The organism is Rhodobacteraceae bacterium M385, from assembly GCA_025141835.1.
GTDB lineage: Bacteria > Pseudomonadota > Alphaproteobacteria > Rhodobacterales > Rhodobacteraceae > Gymnodinialimonas.
Genome location: CP081102.1, coordinates 1,191,071 through 1,211,908, shown reverse-complemented (window position 1 = coordinate 1,211,908; position 20,838 = coordinate 1,191,071). Strand labels below are relative to the sequence as shown.

Below are 20,838 nucleotides of genomic sequence, written 5' to 3'. Positions count from 1 at the left end.
ACTTGGGCTAGGCGGAACTTGGCGGGGCACGGCAGTACCGTCACCACGACGGAATCGAATGTCGGAAAGAAGTGTCTCAGGACTGAGACAGGTTGGCCTAGCTTTCGCTGAGGCCCAGGCGTTTCATGCGGCGATAAAGGGTCGCGCGGGCCACCCCAAGCTGTCTGGCGGCCTCGGAGACGTTGCCGTTCGCCCGCGCAAGCGCCCGGATTACGGCAGCCCTTTCGGCGCGTTCAAACCCGGTCGGCCCATCCTCGCGCCCCAGAATGTCGGAGGCGGGGCGCGCCTGAAGCGGCCCAGTGCCCGCCAAGCCAAACGCCCGGCGTGCCTCGCGGGTGGCACCGACCACAAGATCGTCGCGGTCAATCGCCAGCAGCGAAGCGGAGTCGCCATCGTCGCATTCAGCCACCACGATCCGGGCCGAAGCGAAAGCGGCGCGGAAGTTGGCCTCTTCAATCGCGCGGGCGGTTTGGGCGACCTGTGCGGCGATCAGGCGGTTGAACGCCTCGGTCTGATCGGCCCGCGCCGAGGACACATCAAGGGCGGCAACGATCTGCCCATCCACCCCAAAAATCGGCGCGTCGATGCAGCTCATCCCGATATTGCGGGCGTGAAAATGCTCATCTTGATGGATGATGACCCGGCGACGCTCCGTCAGGCAGGTGCCGATACCGTTGGTTCCTTCGCGTTCCTCGCTCCAATTCGCGCCAGCCCGCAGGCCCCAGACCTCGAACGTTGGCGTGTCCGCATCGGACATGCGCTGGTCCAGAATGACGCCCTCCGCGTCGGTCAAAAGCACCGCGCAGCCCGATTGTCCGACCAATGTATAGAGCGCGTCCAGCCGTGGCGCGGCCACCATCATGAATTGTTCATGGGCTTGCAAACGCTCCCGCAGGGCGGATTCCTCGATCAACTCGGGCGCACGGTCATTGTCCGGATTCAATCCATGTTTCAGGACCGAACGGTTCCAACTGGCCGCTACCTGCGACCGCGCAGCAGCCGACGCGGAACTGGTCGCTTCAAGGACTTTATCGGCATGGGACGTCTTGGACTGCATGGTCACCCCGCTGGCAATAGCTGGGGCAGTCTACGAACTTTTGCTTCAAATGAAAGGATAGCGGGCCGGCAATACCGCCAAGCACTCGGCCACCGGGGCCGCCTTGAGGCGGCAACCCCGGCCTAAGATGGCACGACTTAACGCATGACCGATGGCAACCACAAAGAGATCGCAGGCACATATGTCACCAGCAACAGCGCCCCAAAGATTGCCAAGTAGAAGGGCCAAATCGACTTCAGCGCCTGCTCAATCTTAATCCTACCCACGGCACAGCCTACGAACAGGCAGGTCCCTACCGGCGGCGTGCAAAGGCCCAAACCAAGGTTCATCAGCATCATGATCCCGAACTGGGTGGGGTCCATGCCAAGCCCTTGGGCGATCGGCAGGAAGATCGGCGTACAGATCAGGATCAGCGCCGCCATATCCATAATCATGCCAAGGATCAGCAAGATCACGTTAATCATCAGCAAGATGATGATTGGATTGTCCGAGATCGTCACCAGCGCCCCGGAAAGAGATTCCGGCACACGGTAAAGCGCCAGAAGATAGGCGAAAGAGCTGGCGAAAGCGATCAACACCATGACCATCGACGTGGTCCGAACGGTCCCCGTGATCGCCTGAAGAAAGGCTTTCCAGCTAAGGCTCCGATAGAAGACCGAAGTCAGGATCAGCGCATAAATGGCCCCGAACGCCCCGGATTCCGTGACCGTGAAAATACCCGACAGCGTACCACCCACGATGATGACGGCGGTGAAGAAGCCGGGGATCGCGGAGGCGGCGGTGCGCGCGACCTCTCCCCAACCGGGGAAGGGCTCGGACGGATAATTGTGCTTCACTGATAGAACGTAGGCCGCAATGGCGAGGCTGATGCACATGATGATGCCGGGAATGACCCCCGCAAGAAACAACCCGGAAACAGAGATACCGCCCCCCGCCGCTACCGCGTAGATGATCATGTTGTGGCTCGGCGGAATCACAACCCCCGCGATGGAGGACGTGACTGTCACGTTGACCGCGAAATCGGGGCGATAGCCGCGCTCTTTCATCACCGGCACAAGGATGGAGCCGAGCGCCGAGATATCCGCCACAGCCGAGCCAGAGATCCCCCCAAACAGCATCGACGAGAAGATGTTGACCATCGCCAAGCCGCCCTTCAGGTGACCCACAAGCGCGGAGGCAAGGCGCACCAGCCGCACCGCAATGCCGCCGTGTAACATCAACTCTCCGGCGAAAACGAAGAACGGGATCGCCAGAAGCGAAAACACCGACACGCCCGCATTGGCCCGCTGGAAGGTGATGAGCATCGGGAAGCCTTCAAACCAAAAGGCAGACGCCGCAGCAATGCCCATGGCGAAGGCGACCGGCATCCCCATCACCACCAACAGGAAGAAGACGCACAGAAGGATTAAGAGGCCCATTTTAGGTCTCCGAAATGTCAGTGGAAGACGTATCTGGCATTGCCTGCCAGTGCGAGAATTTCAGCGTGCGCAGCACAGCGCGAGAGGCACAGATGCCAAAGGTCAGCGCGCCACAGATCGTAATTGCAGCGGTACGGAAGGTCTCGGGGATATCCAGCATCGGCAGCAGGCTGTCCCAGCCGAATTGCATCAACTTGGTGCCCGCAAGGAACATGATCGCCCCGAAGGCCGCAAGAACGGCGTCCATCAAGATCACGATCACCTTCTGAAGGCCGCCGGGCATCATGTCGCGAAATAGAGTCACGCCCAGATGCGTTTCATCCCGTGTGCCGGCAACGGCGCCCAAAAATACGATGTAGCAAATCAACAGCAGGGCCAGTTGTTCGACCCATGTGGGGGTTACGTTCAAGACGTAACGCCCGAAAACCAACCAGCCGAATGTGGCTACGAGGATGACCAAGGCGAGCGATGCAATAAGCGTACAAATCTTGCCAATCCAGTAGAGGATGTTTTCGACCCATCCCTCCGGCGCTAATTGATCGTGCATGGCTGTCTCGCGATTAGGGTGGTTTCGATAGTGGCGCGGCCCGCGTTTCAAAGCAACGCGGGCCGCACTTTCTCAAGCCCTTGGCAGGATTACTCGGTGCCGCGGATCAGGTTGACCAGATCAGTCATGTCGGGGTTATCCGCCAGGAACTGCTCGTACACAGGGGCCATTGCTTCTTGGAATGGACCCTTGTCAGCGATCGTGTTCACGATCGTGCCACCGGCTTCAACGATCTCCATGGAGGCCGCTTCACGGGCCTGCCACAACTCACGCTGCAACTCGGCGCTGGCGCGACCGGCGGCCAGAACGATTTCCTGATTCTCCGGGGACAGGGCCTCGAAGGAGGCAAGGCTCATGCACAGGCACTCGGGAATAATCAGGTGCTCGGTCAGGGAGTAGTATTGAGCAACCTCAAAGTGGCTGGTGGATTCGTAGGACGGTGGGTTGTTTTCCGCCCCATCGACAACGCCCGTCTGGATCGACTGATAGACTTCCGCGAAGGCCATTGGCGTCGCGTTGCCATCCATCGCTTCAACCATCATGACGAAAAGGTTGTTGTTCATCACGCGGATTTTCAGGCCTTCCACATCGGCAGGCGTGTTGATCGGACGCACCGAGTTGTAGAAAGAGCGCGCGCCCGCATCGTACCAACCAAGGGCCACGATGCCCCGCTCGCGCATGCCGGCGTCGATTGCGTCGCCAACGGCACCGTCCATCAGTTCATACATCTCTGGGATGGAACCGAAGATGAAGGGCAGCGAAACCACGTTGGTTTCTGGAACGGAGGTGCCCATCTGACCCAATGAGAAGACGCCGAAATCAAGGGCGCCAAGGCGGACCTGCTCAATCGCGTCGGGCTGGCTGCCCAGAACGCCATTGTGGAAGATGTTGCCAGTGACTTCCCCCCCGGTCGCCTCCGACACTTCAGCGATGAAGGACTCCATCGCGATGGAAACGGGGTAATCTTCTACGTGGATGTTCCAACCGCGAAGGTCCTGTGCAGAGGCTGCCGAAGCCGCAACCGCCAAACAACCGCCAAGAATAGCGCTCGTGAGTTTAAAAGTCCGTGACATGTGATCCTCCCAGATCTGTTTTCTCGATCTTGCAGGTGGAAACGAAGCCTTTGCCCCTCATCCACCCGCCGACTAGAATACTAGTATAGTCGGCGCGGATTTGAGTCAATCACAACGATAAACAGAAGGTTAAAAACTGGTTGGGCTTTGAATGTGCAGGGAAATTGCGGGACTGCGTCGTGTAACAACAGCGCGGAGCAGCCATCGGCGCGCATTTCGCGCGCAAAAAGTGGGGAAGAGGCAGGGCTAAGACGCCCGGCCTCGGTTTGCGATTTATACAGTACCGCGCGGGGGGCGGTTGTTGTCTTTGGTGAAGATCATGCCGTCCAACAGCTCATCCAGATCAGGACGCGCCGAAGGGCCGTTGGAAATGGCGATCAGCAAGACACTGCCATCGGGCCGGATCACGAACGTGCCCGGCTCCGAGAACCTTTGATTGGTTTCCGCGTCCGACAAAGGCTCGGTCACATAAAGGCCAAGCACAGCCATCTGGTCTTCCGTCAGACCATAGCCCAGATCAAAGCCCCAGCCGAATTCAGCCTGATCTGCCGCCGCTTTTTCTTCCGGGTCTGCCGACACAACGGCGATATCAAAGCCCGCATCGGTCCATTTGGACCGCATTCCATCTAAGATATTGAGGTACTTCTTACACCGAGGGCAATGCTTACCCCGATAGACTGTCAGAAGGGTCCAATTCTCACGCTGGCCACCAACACTCAGGCTGCCACCGCCGAGCTTTGGGAAGGACATTTCATCAAGGACTACGCCGGGGGCGAGTTTAGGGGTGGGCATGAAAGAACCTCTTTCGTGTTGTGTTCAAGGATCGGGGTGATGGGGGTGTTCTAGCGCGGCGACGACGCCGCGAAGCTCGGCCAGACCACGCAAGCGCCCCACCAACGGATAGCCCGGGTGGCTTTGGCGTTGCGTGTCAGACAGAAGGTCGTGCCCATGATCGGGCCGGAACGGTATAGACGTGCCGCGCTGCTTTTCCGCCGCCAAAAGCGCTTGGATCACGGCAACCATATCAGTGTCGCCGCCCAGATGCGTCGCCTCTTCAAACGATCCGTCGGGGTCTTTGGCCACGTTGCGCAGATGGGCGAAATGGGTGCGCGGGCCAAACTTGCGGGCCATTGCGGGCACATCATTGGCGGGGTTCGCCCCTAAGGACCCGGTGCAAAGGGTCAGGCCATTAGCCTCAGCGTCCACAGCATCCAACAGCCATTGGATATCCGGAGCGTCCGACACGATCCTTGGCAAGCCAAGGATATCGCGCGGCGGGTCATCGGGGTGGATGCACATGGCCACCCCAAGTTCCTGCGCCATTGGAATGACCTCTTCCAGAAACCGCTTCAGGTTGGCGCGAAGATCGTCGCGACTTAAGCCGTCATAGGCTTGCAAAGCTTCGCGCAACGTCTCGATATCAAAGCGGTCATAGGCGCCGGGAAGGCCCGACATGATAGCGTGTAATAGCGCGTCCCGGCCCGATGGCCCTGCCGCATCAAACCACGCGCGGGCCTTTTCCAGAACCTCCGCGCTGTAGTCCGCCTCGGCCCCTGCCCTTTCGACCATGAATACCTCAAACGCGGCCATTTTGGCGGCCTCAAACCGCAGGCATGTGCCGCCCCGAGCGACGGGCGCGGCAAGATCGGTGCGGGTCCAATCCAGCAGCGGCATAAAGTTGTAGCAAATCGTGCGCACGCCGTTGGCGGCAAGGTTGGCCATGGATTGGCGGTAGTTGGCGAAAAGTGTGCTCAGGTCACCCTCGCCGCGCTTGATCGCTTCGTGCACGGGCAGGCTTTCGACCACATCCCACGTGAACCCCGCCGCTTTGATCGTGTCGTTGCGTGCGGCGATGGCGTCGGCCGCCCACACCTGCCCATAAGGGATATCGTGTAGCGCGGTGACGATCCCCGCCGCGCCGGTTTGGGCAATTTCCGGTAACGTAAGCGTATCGAGGGGCCCGAACCAACGCCAAGTCTCTTTCATGTTTGGGCCGCCTTCCACGCTTCAAACCGCTCCAGCGTATCTGGATCGGTGGGGGGATAGAGCCCAATGATCGGCACCCCGCGCAAGACCTCTTGCATCACAAATTCTTCAAACAGCTCCATTGGCGCGCCCTCAATAGCGATCTCGTCGGCCAAATGGCGGGGGATCACCATGACGCCATCGGCGTCGCCCACAATTATATCGCCGGGATAAACAGCAACGCCGCCGCAGGACACTGGCACATTCATATCGACTGCGTGATGTTTGGTCAGGTTCGTCGGTGCCGAGGGGTTTGCCGCGAACACAGGCATATCAAGCGCCGCCGCCCCCGCCGCGTCGCGGATACCGCCGTCGGACACAACGCCGCCCCCGCCGCGCACCTGAAGGCGCGTCAGCAAGATCGAGCCCGCCGAGGCCGCACTGGCGTCCTGGCGGCAATCCATCACCAGAATATGGCCCTTTGGGCAGGTTTCGATCGCGAGGCGTTGCGGGTGGTCAGGCTCCCGAAATGCTTCAATCGGGTCGGTGTCTTCACGCGCTGCAATGTAGCGCAGAGTGAATGCCGGGCCGACCATCCGGTCCTGTCCCTCGGCCAAGGGCTGCACCCCTTGCACATAGCAATTCCGGAACCCCTTTTTATACAACAAGGTCGCGACCGTCGCAGTGCTGATCCCTTTCAGCCGCGCCAGAGTTTGGCCATCCAGGGGGACGTCTTGGGCGGGTTGCGGGTTTGCCATCTGTTTTCCTTTCAGCTTGCAGGCGCCGTTGGCCCATCAAGGGTGACCAAAGCGCCCTTCTGGCCGATCACTTTGCGCGCCACATCACACCCCAACTTGATCGCCTCGGCGATGGAGGCGCTTCGCCCCAACCCGGCCAATAGCCCCGCATTGAAACTGTCGCCCGCGCTGGTGGTATCCACGACTGCGCCCGCTGGGGCTGGCGTCACAAGGCCGGTCTGTCCCCGGTGTGTGTAATAAATTTGGCCCGAGCCGTTCTTCACAACGACACTGCTCGCCCCATTGGCGCAGTAGCGGTTGGCCGTTGCCTCAAACGTCGCGTCGCCAAAATACTCGGCCTCTTCATCGAACGACGGTAGCACAAGGTCACTGACGGCGGCACCTGCCATGATCGCCTGCTGCATCTGCGCGGCATCGGGCCACAGTTTGGGCCTCAGGTTGGGATCGAACACAATTGTTTTTCCGCCCGCCCGCGCGGCATTCACCGCGGCAAGCAATGTGGCCCTTGCTTCAGGCGCCAAAATGGCAAGCGTGATACCCGAAAAAAACACCACGTGAGCATCCGCAACGGCCGCCGCCACGCGCTTTGGATCATCGGCCAGTAGGCGGGCCGCGGATTGCCCGCGCCAATACGAAAAGCTACGCTCTCCATCGCTGAGAGAGATCATGTAAAGCCCCAAGGTTCGGTCGGTTTCCCGGCCCACATGGTCCGTTTCCATGCCAGCGCCCGCCATCATCTTCAGCATTTCCTCCGAGATGTGGTCTTGGCCCACGCGTGTCAGGTAGCGGCACTTCCAAGCCGGGTTAAGCTGGCGCAAGTACCAAAGGGTGTTCAGGCTATCTCCCGCAAAAGATTGAGTAAAACTACCCTTCTCTTGGGCTGGCGCGAGCTCGACCATGCATTCCCCAATCGAGGTGACGCGCAGCGGCGCAGAGGATGGGCCGGACAAGAGCGGCTTGGATGGGTGGACACTCATAGCAGAATCAACTTTCACTTCTCAAACTGGTATACTATCATACCAGATACCGATAGCGTCCACATTAAGGAAGTCTTCCATGCCCCAATTCCCTATTGTCGAGGCCGGCGATAACGTGACGCGGCAGGTCCTATCTGACCATCCTGACCTTATGGTTGTCGCCTTTACGTTTGCCGCTGAAGGGGCCGAGGGGGCGCTTCACAACCATCCCCACGTCCAATCCACCTACGTCGAAAGCGGGCGCTTCCGTTTCTCGATGGATGGGGACCCGTTCGAGGTTGGCCCCGGCGATAGCTTCGTCATCCCCTCGGACGCCGTCCATGGGTGCGTTTGCCTTGAACCCGGTCGGTTGGTGGATTGCTTCACACCGCGCCGCGACGACTTTCTGTAAAGCATGCCGCGCGCGGCACATCCTATGAAAAGAGGTCCCATGACCCTGAAGATCGAAACCCGCCACGCCATTGATCCCGCTTCCGCAAAATCGATGGATACCACTGCATTGCGTGACCATTTCCACAAAGACGGTTTATTTGCAGAGGGGGAAATTAACCTTCTCTACACTCATTACGACCGCTTCATTCTTGGCTCTGCCGTGCCCGGATCTGGCACGCTGACCTTGGATCACGTGGCCGAAACCGGCACGCCCAACTTCCTTGATCGCCGCGAAATGGGCATTCTGAACATCGGCGATACGGGTCAAGTGTCCGTCGGTGGAGAGACCTTTACCCTTGAGAACGGCGAATTGCTGTATATCGGCATGGGCGCCGGCGTGGTCACCTTCTCGGGCGCGGGGCGTTTCTACATCACCTCGTCCCCGGCGCACCGCAGTTGCCCAACAAAGATGATCAAACTGGCCGATGCCCGTCGCGTGGAAATGGGATCGCGCGAGGCCGCGAATGAGCGGGTGATTATCCAGTTCCTCCACCCGGACGTCTGCGAGACTTGCCAGCTGTTGATGGGCTACACGCAGTTCCAACCGGGTAGTCTGTGGAACACGATGCCCGCCCATATCCATGACCGCCGGATGGAAGCTTACTTGTATTTCGAGGTTCCTGACGACGCCCGCGTGTTCCACTTCATGGGCGATCCGGCTGAGACACGCCACATCGTGATGGCCAATGAAGAAGCCGTCGTTTCGCCCCCATGGTCGATCCACTGCGGCGCGGGCACGGCCGCCTATACATTCTGTTGGGCCATGGCCGGTGACAACGTGGACTTCACCGATATGGACATGGTTGCCATGGATGCGCTGCGATGAACCCGTTTTCCTTGAGCGGGCAAACGGCGCTGATCACGGGCGCAAACACCGGGATCGGTCAGGCGATTGCAGTCGCTATGGGCCGCGCCGGAGCTCATGTGATCTGCGCCGGGCGGTCCTCATGCGCTGACACGGTGGCCATGACCGACAGTGCCGAGGCGCTAACCCTCGATTTCGCCGATCCGATGGCCGCAAAAGACGTTTTTGCAGCGCGGCAGATTGATATTCTGGTGAATAACGCCGGGATCATTCGGCGTGATGATGTCGTGGATTTTTCGGAAGCCGATTGGGATGACGTGATGGACGTGAACCTGAAGGCCGCGTTTTTCACCTGTCAGGCCTTCGCCAAGGCGGCCTTGCCGCGTGGTACGGGTAAGATCGTGAACATCGCATCGCTGCTGTCGTTTCAAGGCGGCATTCGGGTGCCAAGTTACACCGCCTCCAAGCATGGGATCGCCGGGCTGACCAAGATCATGTGCAATGAATGGGCCGCCAAGGGCATCAACGTGAACGCCATCGCGCCCGGCTATATCGAGACCAACAACACCGAGGCTCTGCGGGCCGATGCCGCGCGCAATGCGGCGATTCTGGATCGCATTCCTGCGGGGCGGTGGGGGCGAGCTGACGATATCGCAGAGACAGCAGTGTTCCTCGCCTCGCCTGCGGCGAATTACATCCACGGAGCGGTGCTGAACGTCGATGGCGGGTGGCTGGCCCGCTAGGGTAACTGCCTCGTCCGTTACCGAAATAACGCAAAAGGTGCGGGCCGTTTTCCACGACCCGCGCCTTTTCTCGTACATTTCCGCAGCTTTAGCTGAACAACATGCCGCCGTTGATATCGACGTTGGTCCCCGTAAGGAACGACGAGTCATCGCAGGCAAGGAACAGCACAAGGTTCGCTACGTCATCGGGCGTGCCTTGGCGTTTGACCGGCGCGTTCGCCTCATAGGCGCGGCGGCCCGCGTCAGGGGTGTGGATGTTGTGGAAATCGGTGTCGATCATACCGGGGCAAAGACCGTTCACGCGCACGTCTGGACCCAGCTCTTTCGCCAAGCCGCGAGTCATCGTCATAATCGCGCCCTTGGAGGCCGCGTATGCCACCGAACCGGGGCCACCGCCGTCACGGGCGGCTTGGCTGGCGAGGTTAACGATCGTGCCCTGCCCCATATGCGGCCCGACCGCCTTGATCATCATGAACGTGCTGGTCAGGTTCAGGGACATGACGTTGTTGAAATGCTCCAACGACATCTCGGCAAATGTTTTGCGCGCGATCAAACCGCCCGAGTTGTTGACCAGGACATCGACGCTGCCGAACGCCTCGACCGTGGCGTTAACCAGCGCGTCCACACCCTCTTGGTGGTTGAGATCGGCCTGCACGGCAATCGCATTGCCGCCTGCGGCCTTGATCTCGGCCACCGCACTGTCGGCACCTGCGCTACTGGCGAAATAGCTGATGGCGACATTCGCCCCCTCTGCGGCAAGTTTCAGGGCGCAGGCCCGTCCGATATCGCGCCCACCACCAGTAATGATTGCAGTCTTGTTAGCGAGTTTCATAGGTCTTCTTTCCTCGACAGTTTTGGCGCTTGGCGCTGGATCATTCTTGGGCGTCGCACATCGCAGATTTGGACTAGGGCTATTGCGGCAAACGGCAGAGCACTCCTCCCCGCCCCGCTTCCGCAACGCTCTAGCGACACGATTCGCCGCCCTCTGGTATACTAGTTTAAAATGCGTGGTATACTAGTATTGATTTTTGACCGCTCCCGCGGCTAAGTTAGAAGCAACAAATTGGAAGGGACTGCCTGCGGGTCTGCTAAAGACATACCGCTAGGTTTTTACCACAGGTGACACCTGCTTATGCTTGAGGTTACTGGCCAATACCCAACTTGGCCAGTATGTCCGTCCTGACCGAAGGAGTTTAAGATGCCTACATCCGCACGCACCAGAGATCGCCGAACCAGCGTCGATGTCGTCTTCGACCACCTCCATGCTTCTATCACCTCTCTCGAACTTATGCCGGGCGACAAGATATCGGAGGCAGAGATCGCCTCGCAGTTCGGGGTTTCCCGCCAACCTGTGCGCGATGCGTTCAGCCGCCTGGAAAACCTTGATCTGTTGTTAATCCAGCCGCAGAAGGCGACCGAGGTGAAGCGCTTTTCTTTGCGTGAAATTACCAAGTCGCGGTTCGTTCGGTTCAGCGTTGAAGCCGAAGTCCTGCGTCGCGCGGCAAGGGAAATCACCCCCTCCGACAGCGTAAAGCTGGACGCGAACCTGATGCTTCAAAAGCCCACAGTAGAAGACGGCAACTACGAGGAATTCAGCAAACTCGACTACGAATTCCACAACATCTTGTGCAAGATCGCCAAAGTCGAATTCGCCTTTGACGTGATCTCGTTCGAGAAGGCACGGGTGGATCGGCTGTGTATGTTGAGCTTGTCGAGAGAAGACAGAATGCCATCCCTTATAGAAGACCATCAGGCGATTACGGACTGCGTCAAAGCCAACGACGCCGAAGGCGCAGTGGCCGCCGGTATGCTCCACCTATCCCGGCTTGATGAAACCATCGACGCGATTTTCCGCGAGAACCCCAACTACTTCGAAACCTGAACGCCTGCTGCATCGCCGGGCAGAGGCAACCGCCCCTGCCCTTGCGCGCCCTAGAGGTCTTTCACCAACCGAAGCGCGTCATAGATGGCGGCGTGGGTATTGCGGGCGGACACCGCATCGCCGATGCGGAACAGTTGAAACGCTCCATCGGCATTGCGCTCAACCGTTTGTGGCACGCCTTCGATAAGCGCCTCGTGATCCACCGCCCCGCCGTTGGAACTGAGCGGTTTGAGGTCGAAATACAAAGCATCCAACGGCAAGGTCCCGTAGTTGACCACCACCTGATCCACGTCCTTTGTGGTCGAATGGTCACTGTAATCGGTGCCGATCACCGCCGTTAGCTGGTTGCCGTTTTTGGCCACGTCCAGCAAGCGGCGCGTGACGGTAAAGGTCACGTCCTTGTCTTGGAGCGACCGCATATAGGGCACCAGGTTCATTGCCATAACGCCCGCTGCGAAAACTCGGTCCGGTGTCATCACCTCCACGGTGGACCCGGCTGCTGCGGCAATCTCGGCGGCCTGAAGGCCCGCGTGATCGCCACTTTCGTCATAGATCAGCACGTTCTTGGCCGGTTTCACATCGCCCGAGATAATGTCCCAAGAGGTCACGACATGGGCCGCGTCCTGGCCTGTCTCGAACAACTCGGTATTGGGCATGCCGCCGGTGGCAATAATCACCACGTCGGGGTTCAACGCGGTCACGTCTTCCACCTCAGCCCATGCGTTGAAATGGAACGTCACATCGCGGGCCGCGCATTGGGCCATGCGCCAATCAATGATCGAGATCATCTCGCGCCGCCGCGCGCTTTGGGCCGTCAGGCGCACCTGCCCGCCGGGATCAGGCTGCGCTTCAAATACCGTCACGTCATGGCCACGCTCCGCCGCCACACGGGCCGCTTCCAACCCGGCGGGACCCGCCCCCACGACCACAACTTTGCGCTTCTTTTCAGCGGGTTGGATGGTGTGAGGCATGGTCAGCTCTCGCCCCGTTGCGGCGTTGTGAATGCACAATGCGTCCCCCGTCTCGTAGATCCGGTCGAGGCAATAGGTGGCCCCGACGCAGGGGCGGATATCATCCTCGCGCCCTTCCATGATCTTCTTGACCACGTGGGGGTCGGCCATATGGGCGCGGGTCATGCCGACCATGTCCAAAAGCCCCGCCTCTACCGCGTGACGGGCGGTGGCCACGTCAGGAATTTTCGCCGCATGGAACGTGGGCATTCCCGTCAACTTCTTGACCTGGCCCACGAAATCCAGATGCGGGGCGTTCTTCATGCCTTGGATCGGGATCAGATCGGTCATGGCCGGGTCCGTATGGATACGCCCGCGCACCACGTTCAGGAAGTCGAGCTGTTCCGTCTCGGCCAGTTTTTGCGAGATCTTCAAGCCGTCCTCAGCCGTGATGCCACCCTTCTGCGCTTCATCCGCCGTATAACGGAACCCGACGATGAACCCGTCCCCCACCCGTTTGCGAATGGCCGCCAGAACGTCCAGCGGGAACCGCATCCGGTTTTCCAACGTGTCGGCGCCGTACGGCCCCACCAGATCATTGGTCAAGGGCGACCAGAACTGGTCCAATAGGTGGCCGTAAACCTGCAATTCGATCCCATCCATGCCACCTGCCATCATCCGCTCTGCGGCATCGGCGAAGTCGTTGATGATGCGCTCGATATCCCAATCCTCGATCAGCTTGGGAAAGGCCCGATGCGCCGGTTCGCGATGTTTGGACGAGGAAACAGAGGGCAGCCAGTCGCCCTTGTTCCATGTAGTCCGCCGCCCCAGATGGGTCAGCTGGATCATCACCGCACAGCCATGTTCGTGGCACCCGTCGGTCAGGTTCTGAATCCACGGCACGACCTCATCTTGGTAGGCGAGGATGTTGTTGAACACCGGCGGGCTGTCCTTGGAAACCGCCGCCGATCCTGCCGTCATAGCTAGCGCAACGCCCGCTTTTGCCCGTTCCTCATGGTAGGCACGATAGCGATCTTTCGGCATCCCATCTTCGGGATAGGCCGGTTCATGGCTGGTGGTCATGATCCGGTTCTTCAAGGTGAGATGTTTCAACTGGTAGGGTTGCAGCAAGGGATCTTTGGTCATTGAAAAGTCTCGCTATCTGTTGGCTGGACAGGGAAGTTTACTGCGCAATTCATCTTGACACAGGTGTCATGTCGCCAATCCTTGAAGCAATTGACATACATGTCAAGTTTTCTATTCTACCCCCATGACAAACGCCCCCTCTCGTCAGCGCGGCTCCAGAGAGCTTTGGATCAATGCCGCCTACGAGGTGCTGATCTCCGACGGCATAGATGCTGTCAAAGTTATGCCTTTGGCGCGAAAGCTAAATCTGACGCGCACCGGCTTTTACTGGTTCTTTGAAGATCTGGACGAATTGCACAGCCAGATGGTGACTTTATGGGAAAATCAGAACACCGGGAATCTGGTGGACCGCTGCACCCTGCCCGCCGCAACCATTCACGAGGCGCTGTTCAACCTGATGGATTGCTGGCTGGACCCCAACCTGTTTGACGCAAGGCTTGATCTGGCGATCCGCAATTGGGCCCGCGTGTCCCCTGCCCTGCAATCCCAAATCGCCGCCGCCGATGCCGAACGCATTGCGGCCGTGGACCAGATGTTTCAACGCCACGGCTTCACGCAGAAACAGGCCGAGGTTCGCAGCCTCACGGTGATTTATACGCAGGTCGGATATATCTCGATGCAAGTGGAAGAGGACCCCACCGAGAGGCTGGAGCGCGTGCAACACTACGTGGAGCTTTTCGCCGGAAGCCCTCCCAATACGCCCGAAGTAGCCGGTTTCCGGGCCCGCCACCAAGGCCCGCGCTCCGCCTAACCCGCCGCGGGGCGACCGGGCCGTGGTCGCAGATACCAGTACCAAACGCGATACGCCTCCAGCGCGATAAGCGGACCAAAGTGGACCAATGCGGGCACCGAGCCGCTCCAATTATGCAGTGCCGCCCAATGGACTAGCGTCAACACTGCCGCTCCATAGGTCCAGCGTTGCAGCCATTTCCACCACGTCCCCATCTTGCGCACGAAGAAATCCAACGAGGTTGCCGCCAAGGGCACGAAGATCAGGAACGCGATCCAGCCGGTCCAGATGTACAGGCGCGAAAGTTCGGCCAGCACCGTCGCGGCAGAGGCTTTGTCGAGCAAGTAAAAGACCGTGTGCAACAAGGCATAACCGAACGCCGCAACGCCCAGATATCGGCGATTGCGTTTCATCCATTGCGGCCCTCGCCACCCCTTCAACAACATCGCCAAAGGCGTGGCCATTAAGGTGACTATCAGCAATCTGGCCGAGGTTTCGCCAGACGGATGCACCAGAATGTGGAACACTCTTGGATTGGCCGAGGTCAGCGCGTCATAGGTCATGGCGATGGCGGGCAACGCCGGCACCAGCCAAAGCAAGAAAGGGTGGGTCCGAGAGAGGAAGTTACGCATCGAAAGGCCTCCTACATTGCCGGGACAATGGGCGTTACACGCAATAGCGGCCCGTTTCAGTCGCCGCTACTGCGAATTTTTATCGCTACCCCTTAAGGGCCGGGATCATCCGGCGCAGGGTGCCGTCTTTGCGGATAAATTGGTTGAATACTGCCGCGGCCCCGTGGAGGGCTGCTAACCCAAAAAGCACGTTATTGAGGCCGAAGTGAATGCCCCCCAACGGCGCGACGCCGTTCCATGTCAGGCCACCGGTAATCACCATCCCGAACAGAGCCGCATAAAGGGCGCGGTGCATCCAAGTGGCGATTAGCGCCTGCGCCTTTGGGGTGCCGGGGGCGTGGCCGGGTACACCATAGCGATAGCGCAGGAACAGCCGGGCCAAGACCGCCAGAAAGATCAGCGAGCCCACGGACACATGCACCCAAGCCATGGTGACATCCGCGCTGACCGGGGTAACGCCGGTTTGCATCGCCTCGACCACGCGGACGATCTGTTCATTCGCGATCCATTGCACAAGAATGCCGAGGACGACGACCCAGTGCAGGGCAATCTGCGACGGGCGATAGGTTTGCGAAGACAGGTCCATCATGCGTCCTTTCCACTCGTTACAGTCCGCAAGGTGATTTCGACACCGGTGGGATCAATCCCGTGGGCAGAATCGCCGTTTCGTTGCAGGCCCGCATTTTCCAACAGGGCGGGATCGTGGGCGATCACCTCATAGCGCAGCAACCGCGCCATATGATCCGGAGCAGCGGGGCGGTTTGGTCCGGCCCAGGTGTTCATCGCCAAACGGTGCGTATTGGGCTTACCTGCCCCCATATCCGCAAAGCCCCAACCTGCAAGCGTCAGGTGGTTTTGAAAGCCCAGTCTTTTGTACCAGTCCAATGCCGGCTCTAGCGCGGCCACCTTGAAATGCAGGTGCGCCAGGTAGCTATCATCGGCCAAAGGGGCCATCAGGTCTGCTGTCTCTGCGTGGGCTAGTTCCTCGGACAGGTTTAACGCCTCGCGGCCATTGTGGGGGCGACCCTCGGCATCGAACATGATCAGCCCGCGCGACATGTCGCCCATGCGGCCGAACCGCCCAGGTGTTTCAAAGGTGATCTCGATCTCCAGTCCATCGGGATCGACCAGATACAGAGATTTCGACATCAGATGATCGGTCGGGCTGACTGGTATTTGCAGATGAAGCAACCGCGCCAACATGCGCGAGAATTCAGCCTGACTGCGCACGCCAATTGCAACGTGATACATGCCTGTAAAGGCGGCCTCTACCGGGGCAGTAGCGCCAGAATGCAGCACGAATAGCGTGCGCTCTGCCGTGCCCAAAGCCACACCGGGGGCTGCATGGTTGCGGTCGACCAAACCAAGGGCCGAGGTCCAGAACGCAACGGCACGCTCAAGATCTGTGACCTGAAGCTCTACCACGCCCCAAGACAGACGATCGGTTGTCGCTGCGGGTTCGGAATTCTTGACGAGGGAAAGTATAGACATAATGGCGACCCCTTAACTGACGAGGAAAGAAGGGCCGCACCCCACCCGCAAAGGGGGTGGAATGCGGCGATATCAGACGCTTAGCCCCGGGGCGCGATGGGTGCCTTCTTGGTGCGACCCCAGATGACAAGGCCAGCCAAGGCAAACAAGATCACGTTCATTGGCAGCACTTCGAATTCGCCGCGCACGGCATGCAGACCGAAGGCAAGGACCATGATAACCGCCAGCCCCAGAGCCGCGAGTTTGGTGAGGTCAGGCATGATGCGGGTGGCCGCTGGCAGGATCACACCAATCGCGCCAAGCACCTCGGCTGTGCCGATAAAGCGGATCAAGGCCACGGGCGTGTTCTCGGCCCAAAGCATCCCCATAGCGACCATGTCAGCGGGGGCAGAGGTCAACTTCATAAAGCCGGCCATCAGGAACATGGCAGCCAAGGCCACTTGAGCGACCCAAAGACCGATGTTCCAGGCTTTGCTTGTCGGTTGTGTGTTTGTGTTAATCGTCGTCATTTTTCGTACTTTCAAAAAAGGCGACCCGGCGGGCCGCGTGTTCACTTGATGGCGCCAGAACTAAACGTTTCCCAAACGAAGATCATTGCCCTATTATTTGAGACACCATTTACTATGAGTTGATGATCTGGACACGCTTCTAAGCCTCCGCGTCTTTGCCGAAGTGGCAGACCACAAGAGCTTCACCGCCGCGGCGGACCGTTTGGGCTTGTCCGCCGCGATGACCAGCAAACACGTCCAGCACGTCGAGGCCCGCGTCGGGGCCCGCCTGCTGAACCGTAACAGTCGCAATGTCTCTTTGACGGAAGCAGGCGCGCGATACCTTTTGGCCGTGCGCCCGCTTCTTGAAGGCGTGGATGAGGTGGAGGCTCAGCTATCCTCCGACACGTTGTCCCCACGGGGGCGGCTCAAAGTGTCGATGCCCGTGTGGATGGCCACCCCAGCATTTGCGAGAATACTGACCGCCTACCACCGCACGAACCCCGAGGTGACCCTTGATCTCGACCTGAGCGGACGGAAGATCAACATGGTCGAAGAAGGCGTTGATCTGGTGTTGCGGGTGGCGTTTGATCTGGATGATGGGTTGATCGCCCGCAAACTGGCCAAAGCCACATTTCAACTTGTCGCCGCCCCAGAGTTTTTGGACCGCTTCACCCGCCCTCAATCTGCCGCCGACCTCACCGGCGCACCGATGCTGGCCTATTCCCGAGTTGCCGCCGACGGCCATCTCCAATTTGGTGGCGCCACTGGATTGGACGTGAAATTGAACCCAATCGTGGTCAGCGCCAATGAAGGCCTGCTGCACCAAGCCACCGTCGCGGGCATGGGGTTTGCGATGATGCCCAATTGGGTCACCCACGAGGATCTGCAAGCGGGGCGGCTTGAAGTTGTGCTACCCCATGTTGAATGGCCCACATTGGACATCCACGCCATTTACACCGACCGCAGCTATCTGCCCGCCAAGGTACGCAGTTTTCTCGATTTCTTGGCAGGCCCCCAAGGGCTGTCCACCGTGCTTGACTAGGCAACAATCGGGTTGACCGGTTGGAGCGGTCTGACCAAGCCTCAATTGACACCGGAACAGGCGGCAGGTTTACCCTTTCACGTTACTTCGAAAGGGACGCATGTGGCACATCTGGGCATTGATATGGGCACCTCGGCAATCAAGGTCTGCGTGACTGACGACGCGGGCGAGGTTGTGGCAACGTCCGAGGGGCCGCTGACCTCTCAACACCCATTCACCGGAGCCAGCGAACAAGCGCCCGACGCTTGGATTGCCGCCCTAGGCGTGGCGATGGCGGGCTTGCCTGCCAATCTGCGCGAAACGATCAAGGTCATCGGCCTGTCGGGCCAAATGCACGGCGCTGTAACCTTGGATGAGAACCGCAAACCCCTGCGCCCCGCGATCTTATGGAACGATGGCCGCGCCGTGGCCGAATGTGCCGCGATGAGCGCCGCCGTGCCCGAAATCGGACATATCACCGGCGTCCCCCCCATGCCCGGATTCACTGCGCCCAAACTGCTATGGCTCAGCCGCCATGAGCCAGAGGTTCACGCCCGTATTGCCCATGTGCTTCTACCCAAGGATTATGTGGGGCTGTACCTGCATGGAAACTTGGCGACAGACCCGTCTGACGCGGCGGGAACATCATGGTTTAATCAACATTCCGGTCAATGGTCGCAGGCTTTGTGCGATGCCTCCGCCACTGATATCGCGTGGCTGCCCCCTGTGCTGGCGGGTCACGCCGTGGCCGGGCACCTCGGCGCTGATGCGGCCCTTGCCCTTGGCTTGCCTCAAGGCATCCCCGTGGCCACCGGGGCGGGCGACGGCGCGGCAGGCGCCGTGGGGATTGGGGCCGTCGCACCGGGCGATGGCTTCATCTCGCTTGGCACATCGGGGCAAGTCTTTGTGACCACCAAAACATGTGAGCCAAACCCCGAGCGCCGGACCCACGCCTACGCCCACACCTTGCCGAACCTGTGGTTTCAGATGGCCGCCATGCTCAACGGCGCGCGGCCCATGGCGTGGTTGGCCGAGCTGCTGCAACGCCCGATCGCTGACTTGTTGGCCGAGGCCGAAACCGCCGCCCCCGGCCCACTGTTCCTGCCCTACCTGAGCGGAGAGCGTACCCCCCACGGCGACAACGAAATTCGCGCGGGGTTTTGGGGCCTGTCCGAGACAACCACCCAAGGCACCATGATGCGCGCGGTGGTGGAGGCCATCGCCTTCACCTTCGCCGATGCCCAAACCGCCATGGCCGCGGGCGGCGCGAAACCCGACACGCTTCTGGCCATCGGCGGCGGCACCCGCAGCGACTTTCTGTTGCAAATGATCGCCGACGTGATCCAAGTGCCCCTTGGGCGCAGCGATGCGGCAGAGGTTGGCCCCGCCCTGGGGGCCGCGCGTTTGGGGCAAATGGCGCTTGGCGGCGCCCCATCGGACGTCGCCACCAAGCCCGAGGTGAGCCGCTGGTTCACCCCCGACCCGGCCCGCGCCGCCGAATTGGCACCGCGCCTTGCGGGTTACCGCGCCCTCTATCCGGCTCTCAAAGCCGTGGGCGCGGCAATGGACGCCTAGATCACGCCCCGTTGGATTTGATCCTCTTCGATGCTCTCGAACAGAGCCTTGAAGTTGCCCTCACCAAAGCCGTCATCCCCTTTGCGCTGGATGAACTCGAAGAAGATCGGGCCGATTACGGTTTTTGAGAAGATCTGCAACAGGATCCGCGTCACGCCCCCGTCAACCACACCTTCACCGTCGATCAGGATGCCGTGCTGCTTCATGCGCTCCAACGGTTCTTCATGGTTGTGCACACGCTTGTGGCTCATGGCGTAGTAGGTGTCTGGCGGCGGCGGCATGAAGTCGATGCCGTTGGCCGCGATCTGGTCCACGCTGTCGTAAATCGAATTGGTCGCCACGGCGATATGCTGAATGCCTTCGCCTTTGTATTCGTTCAGGTATTCCTCAATCTGCGAAGTGTCATCGGCGCTTTCGTTGATCGGAATACGGATCTTGCCGCAGGGCGAGGTCAGGGCCCGTGAGAACAGGCCCGTCTGCTTGCCCTTGATGTCAAAGAAGCGGATTTCCTTGAAGTTGAATGCCTTGGCGTAGAAATCATACCAAGTGGACATGTTCCCGCGCATCACATTGTGGGTCAGGTGATCGAGGTAATAGAACCCTGCGCCAAACGGCTTCGGGTCGGCCTCTGCAAGCCAGTCGAATTCAGCCTCATAGGGGCTTTGGTCGCCATAGGTGTCGATGAAGTAAAGAAGCGAGCCGCCGATGCCGACAACCGCAGGAACGTCCAGCGTTTTATCGTCGCCGGTATATTCTTCGGCCCCATAATCCACCGCACACTTCAGCGCGTGGGCGGCATCAACGCAGCGCCATGCCATCGCCGGGGCGCAGGGCCCATGATCTTGTACGAAGCGGGCGGCGTGGGTGTTCGGCTCTCGGTTCAGAACGTAGTTAATGTCGCCCTGGCGATAGAGGCTGATATCTCGGGTCTTGTGCCGCGCCACTTCGACGTAGCCCATGGATTGAAACAGAGTTTCCAGCTCGGCCGGATTGGGGTGAGCGAATTCGACGAACTCAAAACCATCGGTGCCAGCCACATTGGTGGCGTCGATTACGGATTTCGGGGCGTCGTGGGGGAATGGTCCCATATCGGGTCTCCTGTTTTTGAACGTCGCGTGGAACGTGCCCTTCACGCAACAAACAAA

General features: G+C 59.7%; 22 protein-coding genes. 7 read left to right on the top strand and 15 right to left on the bottom strand.

The genetic code is table 11. From position 1 onward, the window contains the following. Positions 1 to 97: 97 nt before the first annotated feature. From K3728_05930 to K3728_05895, 8 genes are all read right to left on the bottom strand, one after another. On the bottom strand, positions 98 to 1,057 hold the full coding sequence (locus tag K3728_05930) for a GAF domain-containing protein (GenBank protein ID UWQ96767.1): 960 nt from the start codon (positions 1,055 to 1,057) through the stop codon (positions 98 to 100). A 137-nt stretch (positions 1,058 to 1,194) separates the two neighbouring features. After that, complete coding sequence (locus K3728_05925) at positions 1,195 to 2,475, bottom strand: TRAP transporter large permease (GenBank protein ID UWQ96766.1); 1,281 nt, start codon at positions 2,473 to 2,475, stop codon at positions 1,195 to 1,197. A 1-nt stretch (position 2,476) separates the two neighbouring features. Continuing rightward, a complete protein-coding gene (locus K3728_05920) occupies positions 2,477 to 3,022 on the bottom strand; it encodes a TRAP transporter small permease (protein UWQ96765.1) in 546 nt (181 codons plus the stop codon). Positions 3,023 to 3,111: 89 nt separating this feature from the next. Next, a complete protein-coding gene (locus tag K3728_05915) occupies positions 3,112 to 4,095 on the bottom strand; it encodes a TRAP transporter substrate-binding protein (protein ID UWQ96764.1) in 984 nt (327 codons plus the stop codon). 273 nt (positions 4,096 to 4,368) lie between these two features. Continuing rightward, positions 4,369 to 4,887, bottom strand: a complete 519-nt coding sequence (locus K3728_05910) for a redoxin domain-containing protein (GenBank protein UWQ96763.1) — start codon at positions 4,885 to 4,887, stop codon at positions 4,369 to 4,371. A 24-nt stretch (positions 4,888 to 4,911) separates the two neighbouring features. Beyond that, positions 4,912 to 6,081, bottom strand: coding sequence for a mannonate dehydratase (gene uxuA / locus K3728_05905; protein ID UWQ96762.1), 1,170 nt, complete (start codon positions 6,079 to 6,081; stop codon positions 4,912 to 4,914). Continuing rightward, the gene (locus tag K3728_05900; GenBank protein UWQ96761.1) at positions 6,078 to 6,818 is read right to left on the bottom strand and encodes a ribonuclease activity regulator RraA; all 741 of its coding nucleotides are present in this window, start codon (positions 6,816 to 6,818) and stop codon (positions 6,078 to 6,080) included. Before K3728_05900 ends, uxuA begins: the two co-directional genes overlap by 4 nt. A gap of 11 nt (positions 6,819 to 6,829) precedes the next feature. Next, positions 6,830 to 7,795 carry a sugar kinase gene (locus K3728_05895; protein UWQ96760.1) on the bottom strand — a complete coding sequence of 322 codons (966 nt, stop codon included), beginning with the start codon at positions 7,793 to 7,795 and terminating at the stop codon, positions 6,830 to 6,832. Positions 7,796 to 7,874: 79 nt separating this feature from the next. Between K3728_05895 and K3728_05890 the strand changes: the two genes are divergently transcribed. The 3 genes from K3728_05890 to kduD are packed head-to-tail and all read left to right on the top strand — an operon-like array spanning position 7,875 to position 9,775. Continuing rightward, the gene (locus tag K3728_05890) at positions 7,875 to 8,186 is read left to right on the top strand and encodes a cupin domain-containing protein (GenBank protein UWQ96759.1); all 312 of its coding nucleotides are present in this window, start codon (positions 7,875 to 7,877) and stop codon (positions 8,184 to 8,186) included. Between the two features lie 39 nt (positions 8,187 to 8,225). Further along, complete coding sequence (gene kduI / locus K3728_05885; protein UWQ96758.1) at positions 8,226 to 9,053, top strand: 5-dehydro-4-deoxy-D-glucuronate isomerase; 828 nt, start codon at positions 8,226 to 8,228, stop codon at positions 9,051 to 9,053. Beyond that, positions 9,050 to 9,775 carry a 2-dehydro-3-deoxy-D-gluconate 5-dehydrogenase KduD gene (gene kduD, locus K3728_05880; protein UWQ96757.1) on the top strand — a complete coding sequence of 242 codons (726 nt, stop codon included), beginning with the start codon at positions 9,050 to 9,052 and terminating at the stop codon, positions 9,773 to 9,775. The genes kduI and kduD overlap by 4 nt, the downstream gene beginning before the upstream one ends. Before the next feature lie 88 nt (positions 9,776 to 9,863). Here the strand turns inward: kduD and K3728_05875 are convergent, their stop codons facing one another. Then, positions 9,864 to 10,607: a glucose 1-dehydrogenase gene (locus tag K3728_05875; GenBank protein ID UWQ96756.1), complete on the bottom strand. Its 744-nt coding sequence runs from the start codon at positions 10,605 to 10,607 to the stop codon at positions 9,864 to 9,866. A 366-nt stretch (positions 10,608 to 10,973) separates the two neighbouring features. Between K3728_05875 and K3728_05870 the strand changes: the two genes are divergently transcribed. Then, entirely contained in the window at positions 10,974 to 11,657 is a 684-nt protein-coding gene (locus K3728_05870; protein UWQ96755.1) for a GntR family transcriptional regulator, read from the top strand. Between the two features lie 50 nt (positions 11,658 to 11,707). On the opposite strand, the gene K3728_05865 is transcribed toward K3728_05870, so the two are convergent. Further along, positions 11,708 to 13,753, bottom strand: coding sequence for an NADH:flavin oxidoreductase (locus K3728_05865; protein ID UWQ96754.1), 2,046 nt, complete (start codon positions 13,751 to 13,753; stop codon positions 11,708 to 11,710). A gap of 124 nt (positions 13,754 to 13,877) precedes the next feature. On the opposite strand from K3728_05865, the gene K3728_05860 reads away from it, so the two are divergent. Continuing rightward, complete coding sequence (locus K3728_05860) at positions 13,878 to 14,504, top strand: TetR/AcrR family transcriptional regulator (GenBank protein UWQ96753.1); 627 nt, start codon at positions 13,878 to 13,880, stop codon at positions 14,502 to 14,504. Here the strand turns inward: K3728_05860 and K3728_05855 are convergent. From K3728_05855 to K3728_05840, 4 genes are all read right to left on the bottom strand, one after another. Then, positions 14,501 to 15,115, bottom strand: a complete 615-nt coding sequence (locus K3728_05855; GenBank protein UWQ96752.1) for a ferric reductase-like transmembrane domain-containing protein — start codon at positions 15,113 to 15,115, stop codon at positions 14,501 to 14,503. The genes K3728_05860 and K3728_05855 overlap by 4 nt on opposite strands. Before the next feature lie 85 nt (positions 15,116 to 15,200). Beyond that, positions 15,201 to 15,704, bottom strand: a complete 504-nt coding sequence (locus K3728_05850; protein UWQ96751.1) for a cytochrome b/b6 domain-containing protein — start codon at positions 15,702 to 15,704, stop codon at positions 15,201 to 15,203. Beyond that, positions 15,701 to 16,606, bottom strand: coding sequence for a VOC family protein (locus tag K3728_05845; protein UWQ96750.1), 906 nt, complete (start codon positions 16,604 to 16,606; stop codon positions 15,701 to 15,703). The genes K3728_05850 and K3728_05845 overlap by 4 nt, the downstream gene beginning before the upstream one ends. An 80-nt stretch (positions 16,607 to 16,686) precedes the next feature. Then, positions 16,687 to 17,115: a DoxX family protein gene (locus K3728_05840; protein UWQ96749.1), complete on the bottom strand. Its 429-nt coding sequence runs from the start codon at positions 17,113 to 17,115 to the stop codon at positions 16,687 to 16,689. Positions 17,116 to 17,278: 163 nt separating this feature from the next. On the opposite strand from K3728_05840, the gene K3728_05835 reads away from it, so the two are divergent. Beyond that, complete coding sequence (locus K3728_05835; GenBank protein ID UWQ96748.1) at positions 17,279 to 18,139, top strand: LysR family transcriptional regulator; 861 nt, start codon at positions 17,279 to 17,281, stop codon at positions 18,137 to 18,139. A gap of 102 nt (positions 18,140 to 18,241) precedes the next feature. After that, positions 18,242 to 19,693 (top strand): xylulokinase, encoded by a 1,452-nt coding sequence (gene xylB / locus K3728_05830; GenBank protein ID UWQ96747.1) that lies wholly within the window; start codon positions 18,242 to 18,244, stop codon positions 19,691 to 19,693. Here the strand turns inward: xylB and hppD are convergent. Next, a complete protein-coding gene (gene hppD, locus K3728_05825) occupies positions 19,690 to 20,781 on the bottom strand; it encodes a 4-hydroxyphenylpyruvate dioxygenase (GenBank protein ID UWQ96746.1) in 1,092 nt (363 codons plus the stop codon). The two genes, xylB and hppD, sit on opposite strands and share 4 nt — an antisense overlap. Positions 20,782 to 20,838: the final 57 nt, after the last annotated feature.